Origin of the sequence: Arthrobacter sp. NPDC056493 (genome assembly GCF_042795115.1) — a bacterium.
GTDB lineage: Bacteria > Actinomycetota > Actinomycetes > Actinomycetales > Micrococcaceae > Arthrobacter.
Window position 1 is genome coordinate 1 of sequence record NZ_JBHTSL010000009.1, and the last position, 15188, is coordinate 15188.

Annotated in this window: 13 protein-coding genes and 1 pseudogene; 9 read left to right on the plus strand and 5 right to left on the minus strand. The window is 64.8% G+C overall.

Annotated features, from left to right (window positions below; translation table 11 throughout):
* Nucleotides 1–9 precede the first annotated feature (9 nt).
* Together ACFQ50_RS05815 and ACFQ50_RS05820 are read left to right on the plus strand one after the other, a co-directional pair.
* Nucleotides 10–159, plus strand: a complete 150-nt coding sequence (locus ACFQ50_RS05815) for an SDR family oxidoreductase (RefSeq protein WP_377994691.1) — start codon at nt 10–12, stop codon at nt 157–159.
* A gap of 408 nt (nt 160–567) precedes the next feature.
* Nucleotides 568–1098 carry a GNAT family N-acetyltransferase gene (locus tag ACFQ50_RS05820; RefSeq protein ID WP_377994579.1) on the plus strand — a complete coding sequence of 177 codons (531 nt, stop codon included), beginning with the start codon at nt 568–570 and terminating at the stop codon, nt 1096–1098.
* Between the two features lie 13 nt (nt 1099–1111).
* Here ACFQ50_RS05820 and ACFQ50_RS05825 read toward each other — a convergent pair whose 3' ends face one another.
* Together ACFQ50_RS05825 and ACFQ50_RS05830 are read right to left on the minus strand one after the other, a co-directional pair.
* Complete coding sequence (locus tag ACFQ50_RS05825; protein ID WP_377994580.1) at nt 1112–1570, minus strand: hypothetical protein; 459 nt, start codon at nt 1568–1570, stop codon at nt 1112–1114.
* Between the two features lie 90 nt (nt 1571–1660).
* On the minus strand, nt 1661–2065 hold the full coding sequence (locus ACFQ50_RS05830; protein ID WP_377994581.1) for a VOC family protein: 405 nt from the start codon (nt 2063–2065) through the stop codon (nt 1661–1663).
* A gap of 1764 nt (nt 2066–3829) precedes the next feature.
* Between ACFQ50_RS05830 and ACFQ50_RS05835 the strand changes: the two genes are divergently transcribed.
* The 3 genes from ACFQ50_RS05835 (at nt 3830) to ACFQ50_RS05845 (ending at nt 8057) form a co-directional block, all read left to right on the plus strand.
* Nucleotides 3830–5578 (plus strand): Ig-like domain-containing protein, encoded by a 1749-nt coding sequence (locus ACFQ50_RS05835; protein ID WP_377994582.1) that lies wholly within the window; start codon nt 3830–3832, stop codon nt 5576–5578.
* 636 nt (nt 5579–6214) lie between these two features.
* The gene (locus ACFQ50_RS05840; protein WP_377994583.1) at nt 6215–6931 is read left to right on the plus strand and encodes a glycoside hydrolase family 16 protein; all 717 of its coding nucleotides are present in this window, start codon (nt 6215–6217) and stop codon (nt 6929–6931) included.
* A 55-nt stretch (nt 6932–6986) separates the two neighbouring features.
* A complete protein-coding gene (locus ACFQ50_RS05845; RefSeq protein ID WP_377994584.1) occupies nt 6987–8057 on the plus strand; it encodes an alkaline phosphatase family protein in 1071 nt (356 codons plus the stop codon).
* A gap of 244 nt (nt 8058–8301) precedes the next feature.
* Here the strand turns inward: ACFQ50_RS05845 and ACFQ50_RS05850 are convergent.
* Both ACFQ50_RS05850 and ACFQ50_RS05855 read right to left on the minus strand, forming a co-directional pair.
* Nucleotides 8302–9285, minus strand: a pseudogene (locus tag ACFQ50_RS05850) (phospholipase C); the annotation flags it as partial.
* Nucleotides 9168–9689 (minus strand): alkaline phosphatase family protein, encoded by a 522-nt coding sequence (locus tag ACFQ50_RS05855; RefSeq protein ID WP_377994585.1) that lies wholly within the window; start codon nt 9687–9689, stop codon nt 9168–9170. The pseudogene ACFQ50_RS05850 and the gene ACFQ50_RS05855, both read right to left, overlap by 118 nt.
* 290 nt (nt 9690–9979) lie before the next feature.
* Here ACFQ50_RS05855 and ACFQ50_RS05860 point away from each other — a divergent pair, with 290 nt between their 5' ends.
* Nucleotides 9980–12808: an alkaline phosphatase family protein gene (locus ACFQ50_RS05860; RefSeq protein ID WP_377994586.1), complete on the plus strand. Its 2829-nt coding sequence runs from the start codon at nt 9980–9982 to the stop codon at nt 12806–12808.
* A gap of 545 nt (nt 12809–13353) precedes the next feature.
* Nucleotides 13354–13794 carry a universal stress protein gene (locus ACFQ50_RS05865; RefSeq protein WP_377994587.1) on the plus strand — a complete coding sequence of 147 codons (441 nt, stop codon included), beginning with the start codon at nt 13354–13356 and terminating at the stop codon, nt 13792–13794.
* A gap of 29 nt (nt 13795–13823) precedes the next feature.
* On the opposite strand, the gene ACFQ50_RS05870 is transcribed toward ACFQ50_RS05865, so the two are convergent.
* Nucleotides 13824–14033: a hypothetical protein gene (locus ACFQ50_RS05870; protein WP_377994588.1), complete on the minus strand. Its 210-nt coding sequence runs from the start codon at nt 14031–14033 to the stop codon at nt 13824–13826.
* A gap of 142 nt (nt 14034–14175) precedes the next feature.
* Here ACFQ50_RS05870 and ACFQ50_RS05875 point away from each other — a divergent pair, with 142 nt between their 5' ends.
* Nucleotides 14176–14421, plus strand: coding sequence for a hypothetical protein (locus tag ACFQ50_RS05875; protein ID WP_377994589.1), 246 nt, complete (start codon nt 14176–14178; stop codon nt 14419–14421).
* Between the two features lie 297 nt (nt 14422–14718).
* Entirely contained in the window at nt 14719–15135 is a 417-nt protein-coding gene (locus ACFQ50_RS05880) for a helicase associated domain-containing protein (RefSeq protein ID WP_377994590.1), read from the plus strand.
* Nucleotides 15136–15188 lie beyond the last annotated feature (53 nt).

Here is a 15188-nt window from a genome sequence, read left to right on the forward strand (position 1 = left end):
GCCGCCATCATTGGCGGGAACAAAACCTCGCTCCTTGAGCGCTTCATCGAGCCTGACGAAATCGCCAACCTCATCGTCTACCTGGCGAGCCCGCTTTCCTCTGCGACGAACGGGGCCGCCCTGCGTGCTGACGGCGGAGTGCTGACCGCAATGCTCTGACGGTGGGATGTCCGCAACGTGACCGCGATTAGCCCAGGACATGGCCCAGCTCCGAAGGAGGGTGCGGGACTTCCCCTGCCCAACTTCTGCCGCGACTCTCTGCACCGTGGTTGCTCGGGAGAAGAACGGCTATGGCTGGCGGCCCGGATACTCAAGGTCTTCGCCCTGACGTCGGATGTAAGGCTCAGACCTGTCATTGTGCCCCAGCCCTATGGCCAAAACTGCGGACGAAGCGGCTGATGATTTGAGCAGCTGCACGGGCTGCTCACCGGCACCCAGGATGTAAAGGGTTTTCTGGATGCACTTGCCGGCTTCGCCGCCGGGACCATGAGCCGGGTAACCGGGACATCTACGACAACGGGCAGCTTTGGAACGGCCGGTCGCCTAGCAGTCTCGTAGACTCACTGGGTGCAGGACCTGAGCGGGAGCAACATCATGCTGCGGCCTTGGCGAACCGAGGACGCCGGTTTCGTCTACGACCTCTATTCGCGACGGGACGTTCAGCGCCATCTCGGGCATGAACCGAGAGTCATGGAAAGGGCCGACGAAGCTCAGAGCCTGATTGAACGGTTGCGTTCACGGAATGATCCGGTGTTGGGCTACTGGGCAGTTGAAGCGGCCACCACCGACACCGTTGTCGGCACCGTCATGCTGCAAGGGATAAGGCAATCAGGCACGCGCGGACCCTCGGACGAAGTTGAGGTCGGCTGGCACTTCCACCCTGACGCTCGGGGCCACGGTTACGCGACCGAAGCCGCTCGCTTGGTCATGGGGCATGCCTTCGAGTCCGGCCTGAACCGGATCATTGCTCTTGCTCATGTCGACAATAAAGCGTCGCATCGCGTTTGCCGGCGGCTCGGGATGAGGCATGAGGGACCGACGCTACTACGACGCCGAATACGAGCTCTTATCCGCGGATCGCCCCTCCCACTGATCTGACATGAAACTGTAATCAGGTGGGCAGTGGTGGAAGCTGAAAGATGAACCGATCGTCGGGTGACCATGCGTGCCTGTCATCGCAGCGGTACCCACGCAGCCACGCTTGACCGTCTACGACGCGAAGATAGAAGCCCTTCGGATACTCGTCGTCCATAATAAGAGCTTCGGAGGCTACAGTGAGGGCACCGTCGGGTGCCCGCCCCGAAGACATCACCGAGTCGCCAGACGCCACCTGCTCATTCAGAGCCAAGCGCAAGTACGGCCCAGTATCCAACGGGCACAGCAACAGACCCTGTTGCTGTGCAGCCTCAAAGATCTGCGCAAGCGTCGCCCCATCAGGACGCCCGAGTTCGGCGACGGTACGCTCCGTGACCACCACGGGACGACTGGGCTGGTCGTCGAAGACGACGTCCCCAAGCAGGGTTTCTGCGTGACCGTTAAGAAGGACGCCGCGCGAGCTCAGGCTGCTCATCAGCCGTCCCAAGGAAAGCCCTCCGACCCATACTTGGAGCCGTTCGACGCGAGGCAGATCTGGCATCAGTCCCCCTTTGACGTGCGTGTCTTATGCGGTGGCGACGAGCTCCAGCTCGAAGCCATCGGAGTTTACGAGATAGGCGGCGTAGTGTTTGGCCCCGCCGGCATACGGGTACCTGTCTGCGAACAACGGGCTCCAGCCGTGATGCGCGCTCTCGCCAGCCAAGCCGTCTACACTTTCCCGGCTCCCGGCCTTGAACGCCAGGTGATTCAGCCCCGGCGCGGTGCGCTGATGCTTTTGGCTGCTCAAGTCAGGCGATTCTTCAATCACGATATAGGTGGCGCCCAGCCGCCAACTGACTCCGCTGCCCCAATTCTGATTAATCTCGTATCCCAAGCTAGACAGAATCCAGCCCCATTCAACCTTGGCCCGCCTAAGATTCGGTACCCACAGTTCGATATGGTGCAGGTCGCCTTTGGAATCATCGTTCACGATGTGAGTCTTTCATGCGTCCGGATCCATCCCGTTTATGCCAGTCGCGTCGTCGTGTTTGACGACTGCCTCAGCGCGCGCGAGCGACGAAGATCATGATCGGCGCTTTCTCGGTGAGCGGGCCGCGGTTCCAGTCGCCGTTTCCGACATGAGCTGAAAGAAATAGTTACACGCTTCGTGTTCGTTGAAGAAAACCTGTTCGTCATGCCGGTGGCCGCGCTCAGAATAATAGACGGCCCATTCATAGCCACGGTCCTCTAAGCAGTAAGAGTCGTCTGGCGTGCCACCTTCAAAGTTGTAGGCGCCGGCTTTGCACCCGTCAAACTCCAGAGCTGCTTTGAGTTCGCTTCGATTCACACCAACCACCTTACGGAGTTCTGGTGCAACGCTGAGTGGTGGGGCCAGATACCCCCGTCCAGGCGGGACCCAAAAAAGGTTGACATAGTCATCCTTCCCCTCACAACGGGCGGCCCGTGACGAAACGGCCCCGCCAATGACCTGATACGGCCCGTAGTACGCCGGGAACACTCGTTCGTCAACGTCCTGTGGATGCCGGAGGACTTGGCGGCGGTGCCCAGCATTAAGATGCAGCCTGCCCTGGAGGGTCGACTGCCGTTCGCCGGCGCAAACCGGCTCCGTCTGGTGCCGGCCGGTGTCATCGCCTCAAACAGCGAACGAGGGGTCAGCGTCAACGCCGGGCCCGCTTGCGACGGGGGGAGTGCGCTACGGACCCGGCGATCTGAAGCGGCGGTTCGCGGCTACCTTTGCCCCAGTGACATGACCAGTGTGCCGCGCGCACGTTGTGGAATCCGGGGCCCAGGTGAGGGAGGCTGCCTGTTGTTTGAGGGGGAGTTTGCGGTGTGTTCAGGGTTTTCTCAAGCTTCGACCGCGCTTCTGGTGCGGCTTCTGTCCACGACGCCGCTCCCGCCAACCGGGCGGGGCCACTGGTTGCCGGCAGCCCGGTCAGCTGCGGTGGCGCAACCGGCTGGCCGTAGAGTGCGCAGGAGCAGTTAGCCACGTCGGCGTAATCTTCTCCCATGAGTGGGGCGGGCATTTACATCGTGGAGGTGAATCCGGCAGACGACGGGTCAGTTGCATCTGCAGCAAACGAATGGTGGCCGTGCTTCATGCGCGGACTCAAAAATCGACCGGTCCCAGGCGGCCCGGAACGGGCGTCCGCCAGTGAAGGCCGCCCTCGCCACCCGGCCCACGTCCGAGCCCGGCTGTCGGACCGACTTTGGTCTGCCGCCACGAGCCACTGTCAGCGGGGTCGGCCTGATCGGGTCCCCCTTGCCCCGGCTATCGCCAAGATTTCTGCAGGCTTCCCGACCAGTTAGTGGCGCCGGCCAGCAGGCCCGGGCCGCTTCGGTCGGGATTGTCCGGGTCAGCGCTGATCGCCTGCAGTGAGTGCAGCGTTGGCCCCCACGACCCGCTGGGGCTGAAATCCGTCGGCAAGAGGGCAGGAAAAAGCCCCCGCGGCCTTTGAGGGTGGTACGGGGGCCCTTCCTAGCGGCAGGACCGCCAAGTCCGGGACTCAGTGGGCCTGACATCCACGCTAAAAACCTATCCTGAGAATTGCCTCCAAAAGTCCGAGGAGTTCGCCTGTTCCCGGCAGTAGCCCTACCTGATGCGATAGTTCTTCGTCAAGGTTTCCGCAGGGTCCCGTCCTGATACTGACTGCACCGCGGACCACTGGCCGGAGTGCACCGGCCGGCCGGTAATCGGTCCGCGTGAAGTCTGGGGATATTAGTAGGGGAGCTTTCCATGCAATCACAAAGAAATCGTCAACGTGTCGCGGCAGGTCTCGCTGCTGGCGCCCTGGCCGTCGCGGTCGTCCAAACCGCCGCAGGACCGGCCTCTGCCGCCATTAACCCGGTACCGGCCGCCCCGCACTCCATCCTTGTTTTCCCTGTCAGGGACTTCGTCTCCGCGTCCGGGTACGCCAGGACCGACGTAGCCACTGTTCAGGTGCTCAGAGGCGGTGCCGTCATCGGCACAGCCGCCAACCTCATCCCGCAGGACGACCCGGCCACACCAGGCTTTGACGGCCTCGTGGAAGTCAACCATCCCGGAGGTGGATGCTGGGATGGCGCCACCCCGGACATCCGCACAGGCGACGTCGTCAGGGTCCTCACGGCGCCCGGCGTCGGTGACGAAACGTTCACGGCGAATGTCACCGTGACGCAGCAGGCGACCAAGACCGGTCCCGGGACCGTGGTCATGAAGGGAACCGCCGTCGCCCCCGGCGGCGGACAGATCCCCATCGACCAGCTGCAGGCCAGGATCGTCGCGAAGAAGCAATCGTTCGTGCTCAACGGGAAACGGACACTACGGGCCAGCGCCGCCGCAGGCGACGACGGCACGCTGGCCTATGACGGCCCGGGACTCACCACCTGGACGGCAACCTGGACAGGGCTGACCGGCGTAGGGATCGATGGTCTTTCCGACGCGGACAGGGCATCAACCCCCGTCAACTCGGAAAGCCGCGGGATGTGGCTAGGACGCAACCCTGCCCTGCTGACGGAGAACACTATCTTCGAGTTCGGGCAGATCGGCGGTCCTACCGCACCGTGCACGGCGCCGCTGGCGAAGGGCCCGTCGGTTCCGGACATGACCGCCGCGTCGGACACCGGCAGCTCCGCCACGGACAACATCACCCGCAACACCACTCCCACGTTCGCGGGAGCCGTGGCATTGCCTGACTCCACGACGGCAACCCTGTACGTGGACGGGGCCGCGAATGGCACGGCAGCGGTCGCAGCGAACGGCGGCTTCACGCTCACCCCGGCCACGCCCCTGGCCAATGGCCGCCACACCGTCACTGCCAGTGAGACCACCGCTGGCGGAACCGAAACCATGTCCGCCGGTTCCCTGGCCGTGACCGTCGACACCGTGGCGCCCGCCGTGACTGCCAAGGCGCCGGCGCTTAACTCGATGGCGGTCAGCCAGACCGGCAACGTCACCGCCACCTTCAACGAGGCGATTTCCGGTCTGAGTACTGCGCGCTTCACGCTGAAGAACGCTGCCGGGGCGGTCGTGGCCGCACCCGTGAGCTGGACCGCAGCAACCCGCGTGGCCACACTCAACCCGACGGCGACATTGACAGCGGACAAACGATACACGGCCAGCCTCACGGCCGGGATCACCGACGTCGCCGGTAACCCGCTGGCCACGTCCTCCTGGGCCTTCACGACCGGCCCAGGGCCGGTCATGGCCACCAGGACGCCCGCGCCAAACGCGACCCGTGTCAGCCGGACCGCCAACGTCACCGTCGCCTTCACCGAGGCTGTCAGCGGCGTCACCAACGGAACCTTTGCACTCAGGAACGCCGCAACGGGGGCCCTGGTCAGCTACGCCGTCAGCTACAACGCCTCCACCCGGACCGCCACCCTGAACCCGAACGTGACCCTGGCGGCCAACACCAGGTACACGGCGTCGATGTCCTCGAGCATCAAAGACGCCGCCGGAAATACTCTGGCCGGTGGCTCGTGGAGCTTCACCACCGGGCCGTAACCCAGCCACGGGGCGAAGTAAGCCCGGTGCCGGCCAGAAAAGCCGGCGCCGGGCTTACGCCTGGGAACCGGCGAATTGACGGTCACCTCCGGCTTCGTGTCCGGCGGTCGGGTTGTTGCCCTGTCCCGGGGGGTATTGCAGCTACCTGCCGGAGTGCCGCAACGCGGCCCTCCGGCAGCGGGACGCCTGCGTTCCCTTTCCAAGGTCCCGGGGCACGGGTATCTTTTGACAATGTTCAGGGTGCTGGGACATCTCAAAGGGAAGGCCTGCGGCCGCTACCGCACGCTGATGGTAGTCGGCGGCCTGAGTGTTCTGACGATCCCGATTGCAGGCTGTGACCCAGGTGCCCCGCGGACGTCTGCGGTCTCGGTCGAGTCAAGCCCGGCAGCGACGTCCACAGACGGTGCGATATATTCGGCCGTCCCCCTCCCGGGAGGATCCACCGCTGCCGTTTCTACCGGGTCAGTCCCGGCCCCAGGGCCGCACGCTGCCGGGACAGCACAGACACCAACTCCGGGCGGCCCCGGAACGGTGGCGCCCAGTCCGACGCACGCGCCTGTGCCGAACCCGGCCGGAACGCCGGGTTCATTCCCGGAGGATAAGTCGGTTTCGGGGCAGCGCCTGCCCGTCGGGGATATGTCGGGGTGGCGGCAGGTATTCGCCGAAGATTTCACCCACGGCGATGTCCCCGTCGGCGAATTCCCTGGTGCCGCTTACCGCGGTAAATGGAGCTCGGGCTACGCCGACGGCACGCCCGACACAGCCGGACAGGTCAGTGGTGGCCAATCCGGTTACTACCCCACGAAAGTCCTCAGCGTCGGGAACGGCGTTCTGGACTGGTATTTGCACTCCGAAAACGGAATCTCCATGGGCGCGGCCCCTGCACCCGTGATCGCGAACACCAGCACCGGCCCGCACCGGCCCAACAGCCAGCTGTACGGAAGGTACGCCGTACGCTTCAAAGCAGATTCGCTTCGGGGCTTCAAAACTGCCTGGCTGATGTGGCCCGACAGCGGCATATGGCCCAGGGACGGTGAACTGGATTACCCGGAAGGGGATCTCGCCGGGCCATTCTTCGGTGCCGTGCACCGGAGCGGATCCTCGCACAACATCTATGACGTAATCCCCTCACATGCCCTGTTCACGTCCTGGCACACCGCCACCACAGAATGGATACCCGGACGGGTCACCTTCCTTCTCGACGGAAAACGGCTGGGCACTCTCAGGACCGGCATCCCCAATAAGCCCATGCATTACATCCTGCAAACCGAGTCATGCCTGACCGGATGCCCGCTGCCCGGGACCGCCGGCCACGTCCAGGTCGCCTGGGTCGCGATCTGGTCAAGGATCTGACGGGAAGCCCTTGCTACCACCAGCGTTGAACCAGCCCCACGGGAACCCGCATGGCATGCAAGGCCTACGCCGGCTCTTGCTGGCCACTGCGGCGACCCTGGCTGTCGCCGCCTGCCAGGGTCCGTCGCCGGCACCGCCGGTACCCGGCGGCAGCACCGGCATGGGGCGGGCTGGGCATGTATTCGTCATCAACCTTGAGAACAAGGGCTTCGAGACGACCTGGGGCCCTGACTCGGAGGCTCCCTATCTGTCTGAAACGCTCCGCTCCCAAGGCGTTCTGCTCTCGAAGTACTACGCGATCGCCCATCACTCAACGCCCAACTACATCGCACAGATTTCCGGGCAGGCAGCGAACCCCGCGACCCGGAACGACTGCGGCACCTATGTTCCCTTAGTTCCGAAAGGCACCCCGCCACCGGGACAGGTCAAAGGATCCGGCTGCCTCTACCCGTCCTCGGTACCGACAGTCGCCGGCCAGCTCACCGACGCCGGGAAAACCTGGAAGGGCTACATGGAGGACATGGGGACCCCGTGCCGGCACCCGGAGCCCGGCGCCGAAGACCAGGGCCAGGACGCCTCACCCGGTGACCAGTACGCGACCCGCCACAACCCCTTCGTGTACTTCGCCGCGATCATCTCATCCCCGGACTGCACGCGGAACGTGGTCGACTTCACCGAGCTTTCCAAGGATCTGCAGACTACAGCAACGACGCCCAACCTGTCCTACATCAGCCCCAACCTGTGCAATGACGGGCACGACAGCCCTTGCATCGACGGGCGGGAAGGCGGCCTGATCAGCGCCAATGTCTGGCTGAAGAAACACATCCCCGCCATTCTGGAATCCCCGGCATACAAACAGGACGGGATGCTGGTCATCACCTTCGATGAGGCCGACGGCAACAGGCAGGGCCCACGAGGAGTACCGGGCGGCACCGCCGGAGGCCGGGTCGGCGCCCTCGTCCTGTCGCCCTTCGTCAAGGCCGGCACCGCCTCAGACAGGATCTACTCCCACTACAGTCTTTTGGCCACCATCGAGGACACCTTCGACCTGCCCCGCCTCGGGTACGCCGGAGCACCCGGCGTCAACAGTTTCGGGCCCGACGTGTACAACGGCGGGCCCTCGTAGGAAGCACAATGGCGGCGGCATTGATGAACCGCGGGCTGTGTTCCGTGGGGGCCGGCTACCTCCCGCACCGTCTTCGAGGGAAGAAAAGGATGGCCGGCCGGCCGCGGTCGGTGACGGTTGGCTGCTGCATCGACGCTCTTCCCCTCGCACGACCAAAACCGCCCCCGGGCCCGCGGGTGCGGGGACCGACAACAGAAGCGCCGCCGGGCGGGAATGCCGGGCGGCGCTTCTGTTGTCGTGGTGTTTACAGCTGCCCTTTGCAGGGCGGCAAGGGATGTTTAGTCTCCGGCGGTGCCGTGACCGTTTCGGATTGGTCATACCAGCCGTCCGAGTCGTCGTAGGCGAGCACGACGGCGGTGCTGTCCCAGTTCCTGGACTGCTGGATCTGGTTCACGGTCTTGGTGACGAAGTTCTGCTCATTGACTGGGTCTGAGTAGGCGGCGTGGCCGTCCTGGAACTCCTAGGCTTTCAGGAGGGACACGGCGGGCATGTTGTTGCTGTTGACGACCTTGCTGAAGTCGTTCAGGTCGTACTGGTGGTTGGCCTGTCCATTGTGCCCGATTTCAGCGTCAGAGGCGGGGGCCAGGTGGTGCGGATTGGCGGTGGAGGCGTAGTACTGGAACGGCTGGTGGTGCGGGGAGTGGTCCACCACGGAGGCGCCGGCGGCGTTGGTGTGGCTGGCCATGCACGAGGCCGGAGTGGTGCCGGTGGCCGCGGTGGTGGGTGCGAAGCCGCCCTGGAACCAGCCCCAGGACGCTCCCTGGGCATTGAGCAGGTCGCCGATGTTTTTGCCGGTCATGCCGGCCAGGTTGTTGGCCATGGCGTGGCTGTTATTGGAGCAGTCGTCGTAGACCGGGTCGGGGTCGTTGATGACGGTGCCGACACCGTTAGCGTCCGGCTGGCGGACCGCGCTGGTCCCGGCAGCCGGGGTCGTCACGGGTGCTCCGGCTGCCGTGAATTCTTTGACACCGTGGGTCTGGCCGGAGATCAGATTCAGCGCGCCCGGGGTGGAGGGGCCGAAGACGGTGCTGAAATGATTGTCGCTCATGGCGTAGTTCTGGGCGTAGTTCCAGATGCCGGTGACGGTGTTGCCGTCGTAGTAATCCATGGTCAGGCCCGGACGGCCGTACTGGTTGGTGCCGCAGGCGTCGCGGCTTGTGAACTGGACGAACTTGTCCATGAACCCGTCGTTGTAGGCGTTCTGCTCGGCTTTGTAGCCGTGGTCCTGGTCGCAGGTGACGGCCTGCATGGGGGAGAGCCTGGAGGGCTGGACGGAGTTGGGGTTGTTCGGAGCCAGGAGCCCGGCGCTGGCCAGGGTGTTGATGGCCTTGGGCGGTCCTCGGAAGCGGTGAAGGCTGCGGCCGGGGCACCGGAGCCCTGCTGGGTTTCACCGGGAGTGTTGGCGGCCTTGGGGTAGGTGGCGAAGTAGTGGTCGAAGGAGACGTTCTCCTGGAAGAGCACCACCACATGCTTGATCGGTGTCGCTGTGCCCGAAGGGCTTTCGGCGGCGGTCGCGGTGTCAGTGCCGAACCCGACCAGACCGGATGTCAATGCTGAAGCGGCGAGGACGGCCGCGCCCGTGGCCGCGACGCATTTGTGGTTGAATCTGCGTTGTGCCTGGAGATGAGGCATGGGGGACCCAGTCTTTGGTGTGTGAAGGGGGATGGCCGTAAAGCGCTCCCAATTGTTACTAGCCGGTAAATAACTCCCGGGGACGGCTTCGTGAACACGAGATGGCGGGCAGTCAGGGCCCCTCACGAGCGGACCCTTGGCGCGGATTGGGTGTCCAATCGTTGCCTGAAGTAATCAAAACCGTCACCTCGATTTAAGCCGGGGTCCGTAGGTTCGCTTGCGTGAAAAGACCTTTCAGAGCCGTCCACCCATCCACTGAGCAGCAGCCCGGCCTCCCCGGTCCGGGAAAGTTGTCCGCATTCGTACGGGGCCGCCAGCCCCTCGCGATCGTTGCCGCCGGCTGCACCCTCGCCGTTCTGGGCGGCGCCGGCATCGCCGCCGCTTCCACCATCCCCTTCGGCCAGCAGCAGGTCGGCTCGCAAAATGAAAGCGGGGAGCAGGTCTCCTCGAACCAGGTGATCAAGCCCATCGGCGACCGCCTGATGACCCCGTTCGGCAAGATGATGGGCTCGACGGTCAGCCCGGACGGCCGATATCTCGTCGGGACCAGCGCGGACCGCTCGGTTGACCTGCAGGTCTTCGACCTCACAACCTATAAGCCCGTGGCTGCGGCGGGCACCCAATCAGCGACCGCTTTTGCAACAGCGGCAGGCAATGCGGGCTACGCGAACATGGCGTACCAGCACATCACGGATGGCTCGGTGGGCCAGGAAGGCCCGGTCTTTTCGCCGGATGGCAAGTTCCTCTTCGAGCCGGTCGCAACCGGCATCATCCGGCATCCGTTCAACACGGACGGCTCGCTCGGTGTCGGCACAAAGATCAGCATTCCGACCGCGGGCAGCAAGCAGGCCCTGACCGCCGGCATGGCATTCTCTCCCGACGGTTCGACACTGTACGCGGCAGTGAACGGCCAGAACACGGTGGTCTCGATCGACCCGGCGGCTGGCACCATCAAGCAGACCTTTAGTACAGGTATCGCCCCGCGCCAGCTGAAGTTCGTCGGCACAAGGCTGTACGTCTCCAACGAGGGAGGCCGCCAGGCGGTCGCGGGCGAGGCGACCATGAACTCCTACGGCACGGAAGTTCCCGCGGACACCAAGCTCGGTACCTCCACGACCGGCACCCTCAGCATCATCGACACGGCCAACGCGTCGGTGCCCGTCTCCTCAATCGACGTTCAGCTGCACCCGACGGCGATGTTCCTGGACGGCCCCACCCTGTACGTGGCGAACACCAACAGCGATTCTGTCTCCGTGGTGGACACGGCCACCAACAAGGTCCTGCAGACCATTGCGACCCAGCCGTGGGCCTCCTCACAGGTCGGCTACGAGCCGACCGCCATCACCATGCAGGGCGATCACCTGCTGGTCTCCCTGGGCCGCGCAAACGCGATCGCGGTCTACAAGGTCAACAAGAAGGACCCGAAAGACCCGGCCAGCTACATTGGCCTGCTGCCGACGGACTACTACCCGGGCAACGTCACCACGGCGAACGGCCAGATTGTGGTCACCAACGTCCGCGGCATCGACGCGCGCGGCCCTGAGGTGACCATCAGCGAGGGCCCGAACACGACGACTGCGACCGGTCACGGCACCCACTCCACGACGGCCTCGCTCACCAAGTTCACGTTGCCCGGCGATGAGCAGATCAAGCAGTCGACTGAGACGGTCTTCGAGCAGAACGGCTGGGACGGCAGCTCAGTCAAGGAAGCCACGGCGGCAGCCGCCGCGAAGATCCCAGCCGTGGCTGTGCCGAAGCGGATCGGGGAACCGTCAACGATTAAGCACGTGTTCCTGATCGTGAAGGAAAACCGAACCTACGACCAGGTCTACGGCGACATGAAGCAGGGAAACGGCGACGCGTCGCTGGCCCAGTTCGGCGCGAAGGTCACCCCGAACCAGCACGCCCTCGCCGGCCAGTTCGGCCTGTACGACAACACCTATGACATCGGCACGAACTCGGCCGAGGGACACAACTGGATGATGCAGGGCGACGACCCCGCCTACACCGAGACCAGCGGCGGTGAGTACAAGCGGTCCTACGACACCGAAGATGACGTCCTGGGCCACCAGCGCTCCGGGTTCCTCTGGACCGCTATCGGGGCCGCAGGCAAGACCGCCAGGAACTACGGCGAGTTCGACTCGGACGAGGGCAAGCCGGCCGGTGCCACCTGGCAGCAGTACTACTGCGCTGCAACGAGCACGATGGGGGGCGGCGACCCGGCCCAGCTCTTCACCCCGGCGCTGCAGATGCACGCGAGCTCGGCCATCCCGTCGCTGAACGAGATCACGGACCCGAACGCGGCCCCGTTCGACACTTCGGTGCCGGACATCTACCGCTACGAGACCTGGAAGCAGGACTTTGAGAAGAACGGTCCGAAGAACTTCCATATGACCTGGCTCTCGAGTGACCACACCGGCGGGACTGCCGGCCCGCGGGCCCAGGTCGCCGACAACGACCTCGCTGTCGGCAAGATCGTCGATGAGATCTCGCACTCGCCGTACTGGAAGGACTCCGCGATCTTTATCGCCGAGGATGACAGCCAGAACGGCACCGATCACGTCGACGGTCATCGCGCCCCCGTTCAGGTGATCAGCCCGTACGCTGTGCACGGTAAAACCGTCAGCACCTTCTACTCCCAGATCAACATGGTCCGCACCATTGAGCAGATCCTCGGTGCACAGCCCCTGAACCAGAAGGTGGCCGCGGCCACCCCGATGTTCGACGCCTTCGGCAACAAGGCGGATCTGACGCCATACTCCGCGGTCCCGAACCAGGTCCCGCTCACCGAGGGCGTCAAGACCGCCCCTGCCTGCGGCCCGGACACCCTGGGCCAGAGCGGAGCGGCCGCCGCGGCAGTCAATGACGCCGCAGCCAAAGACACCGCTGTTCCGGCCCCGATGAAGCAAACCGCCGAAAAGTGGGAGGACTGGTCCGAAAAACAGCACCTGACCGGCAACGGCGCGAAGGAAGACTACGCGGACCCCAACCTGTTCAACCGCTGGACCTGGTACCAGACCCACAAATGGGAGAGCCCCTACCCGGGCGACGAGAAGATCTACGGCCCCGACGAGGTGCCCGGCATCCCCGCCGGATCAACCAGCCACGAGGACGACTGACAACTCATTGACCGGGGAGTTGAGCGCCAGTCGCTGACATCCCACCTGAGCGGGCTGGGCGCAAAGCGCTCAGCCCGCTCTTTTAGGAGCCCACGAAGGTCGGGTCAGTACTGGTTCGTTCTCGAACATGAAGCGATCCCCTGCCCGTCGACTTGCGGGCCATACCCGTGGCCGTCCCTCCCGGGGGAGAGGGGGAGCATCGCGGTGCCCAGCAGCGCGGCACCCAGAAGACTGGCATCTGAGGTTTACGGGTGTTCACCCGCCAGACGCTAGGGCCGGTGATTTCCCAGCTGGCCTACAGGCGGGGTACGCAGGCTGAATAGACGCTTAACCAAGATGGTCATGACCATAGAACGGAAAGTCCCGCTTGAAGACTGCCTGTTTCAAATCGCTCCAACGGGGTGGCACTCTGGTGACATCACACTCTGTTCCATGGACGGGGCGCCGGCTGTGACGTCCCGGCCACCCCGCATTCGCCTTGCGAGGCTTCGATGTCGGATGAAATATGGCTGGACTGCGATGAGGGATGGCCCGACGGTCCTGTCGTGCTTGGCGTAGGGTGGGGCGTTTCAGAACACCTGGTCCGGACCGCGGCCGCCATCGCGGCAGCGCTGGGACAACATCTTGTCTGCGCCTTCGTAGACCCGGCCGGCTACCTGGCGGAGTGGGAACCGGAGCATCAACGGACAGCTCTTTCCCTGGAGCCGGCCAGCAACGAAGAAGCCCACTTCCCATCACAGCAACTGCGTCGGAGCCTCGAATCGGTTCTCGGACAGCCGGGCGAGACCTGGTCCTACCGGGTGCTGGACGGCGACGTTGCCAAGGCACTTATCCGCCTGGCCGAGAACACAGACGCGTCGTTGCTGGTCGCCGGCGCCGGCGGGGCCGGGGCCCTGGCACGGATCGAAAGGCTCCTCGAAGGATCTGTTTCCGCAGCACTGATTCACCGTCAGCCACGGCCAGTCCTCATTGTCCCGCGGAGCTGATGCGGGACGGGGACTGCCTTCACTGGGACCTAAACAGGATTGTTGGCATCCGTTCCGTCTGGATCCTGATCTTCACCATAGGGAGTGGTGGAGGCCAGGCCTGCGACCTGTTGGCCGGCGTTCGTTTGGCTGGGTGCGAACCGGTCCGCTGGTTCGTCAGGGGTTTCGCTGGAAGCAGCGGAGATGTCTTCCTGGAGGTGGTTGTCTGCCGGCAGGTTCTTCGTGTCGTCGTCTCTCATGCCCACAGCCAACCATCCCGGGCAGGTGCGGACAAGGGAGCAGGCGCCGGGTCTGGGAGTTCAAGGGACCTAAGGTACCTGCGGCAGGCGTTTCGCGGGCCAGGTTCACGGACTGTTCACCGCCACCTGATTAGATGATCAAATGGACACAAATCCTCCCGCTGCAGGCGATGCTGAACCCCAGGTAGCATGGACGAAGCTGACGCCCGGACAGGACGTGGAGGTCCGCGAAGCCGGACGGCCGGCCGGACGGGGTGTCGTGGACAACGTGACGCCTGACGCGTCCGTGGTGTGGGTCCGGATCGACGGTCATGCCCCGCGACGGATGTACTTGGCCGGCGACCCCGTGGAGCTCTTGCCTGTACTGGAAAACCCCGAGGCTTTCTAGGCCGCCGCACCGGCCAGCAGAGCCAGGCAAGGCAAGCCCCAAACGCATGTGGGAGGATGCAGCCGTGACGAAGAACCGGCCCGCCGCGGCGGCGCACCCGGAGTGGGTGCTGATGTACCGCAAGGGGCTGTCGCGGAAAAAGATCGCGGAACTGACACGGAACGACGTCGCCGCGGTTTCCCGTGAGATTGCCGAAGCGAAGGCTGCCGATCCCGGCCTGCACGCCGAGCACGCGGCAGCAGCGAAAGGGTCACCGCGCACGGTACCCGGCCTGAACGCCTGTACCAGGTCGTCGCGATGGTCGAGGCAACCGGCCGCCACCCTTCCCGTAATTCCGAGGACCGCGCGGAGCGGGAGCTCGCGCAATGGCTGCGCCGCCGGCGCCGCGACACCGAGGCCGGGATTCTGACCCCGGTCATCCGCGACGGACTGGCCGCGCTGGCCGACTGGCAGCGGAAACCCCGCGAGATCCGGCACGAACAACGATGGCAGGCCCGGCTCCAGGAGCTGGTCGTCTACCGGGCACCGGGACAGCCGTGGCCGCGTTCCGCGCCGTCCTTCACCGGGCACGAGCACGAACCCGGCGTCTGGCTGCGCGGGCGGCGGCACAAGTACAGGCGGGGCCAGATGGACCCCGCCCGGGCGCAGGCGCTGGACGCGGCACTGCCCGGATGGGCCGACGGACGGAAAACCGGTCCCGCCCCGCTCCAGTAAAAGGGTACGAGAGCCACCGGAGGCCCGGGATGGTGTCAGGTGTGAGGAACCAG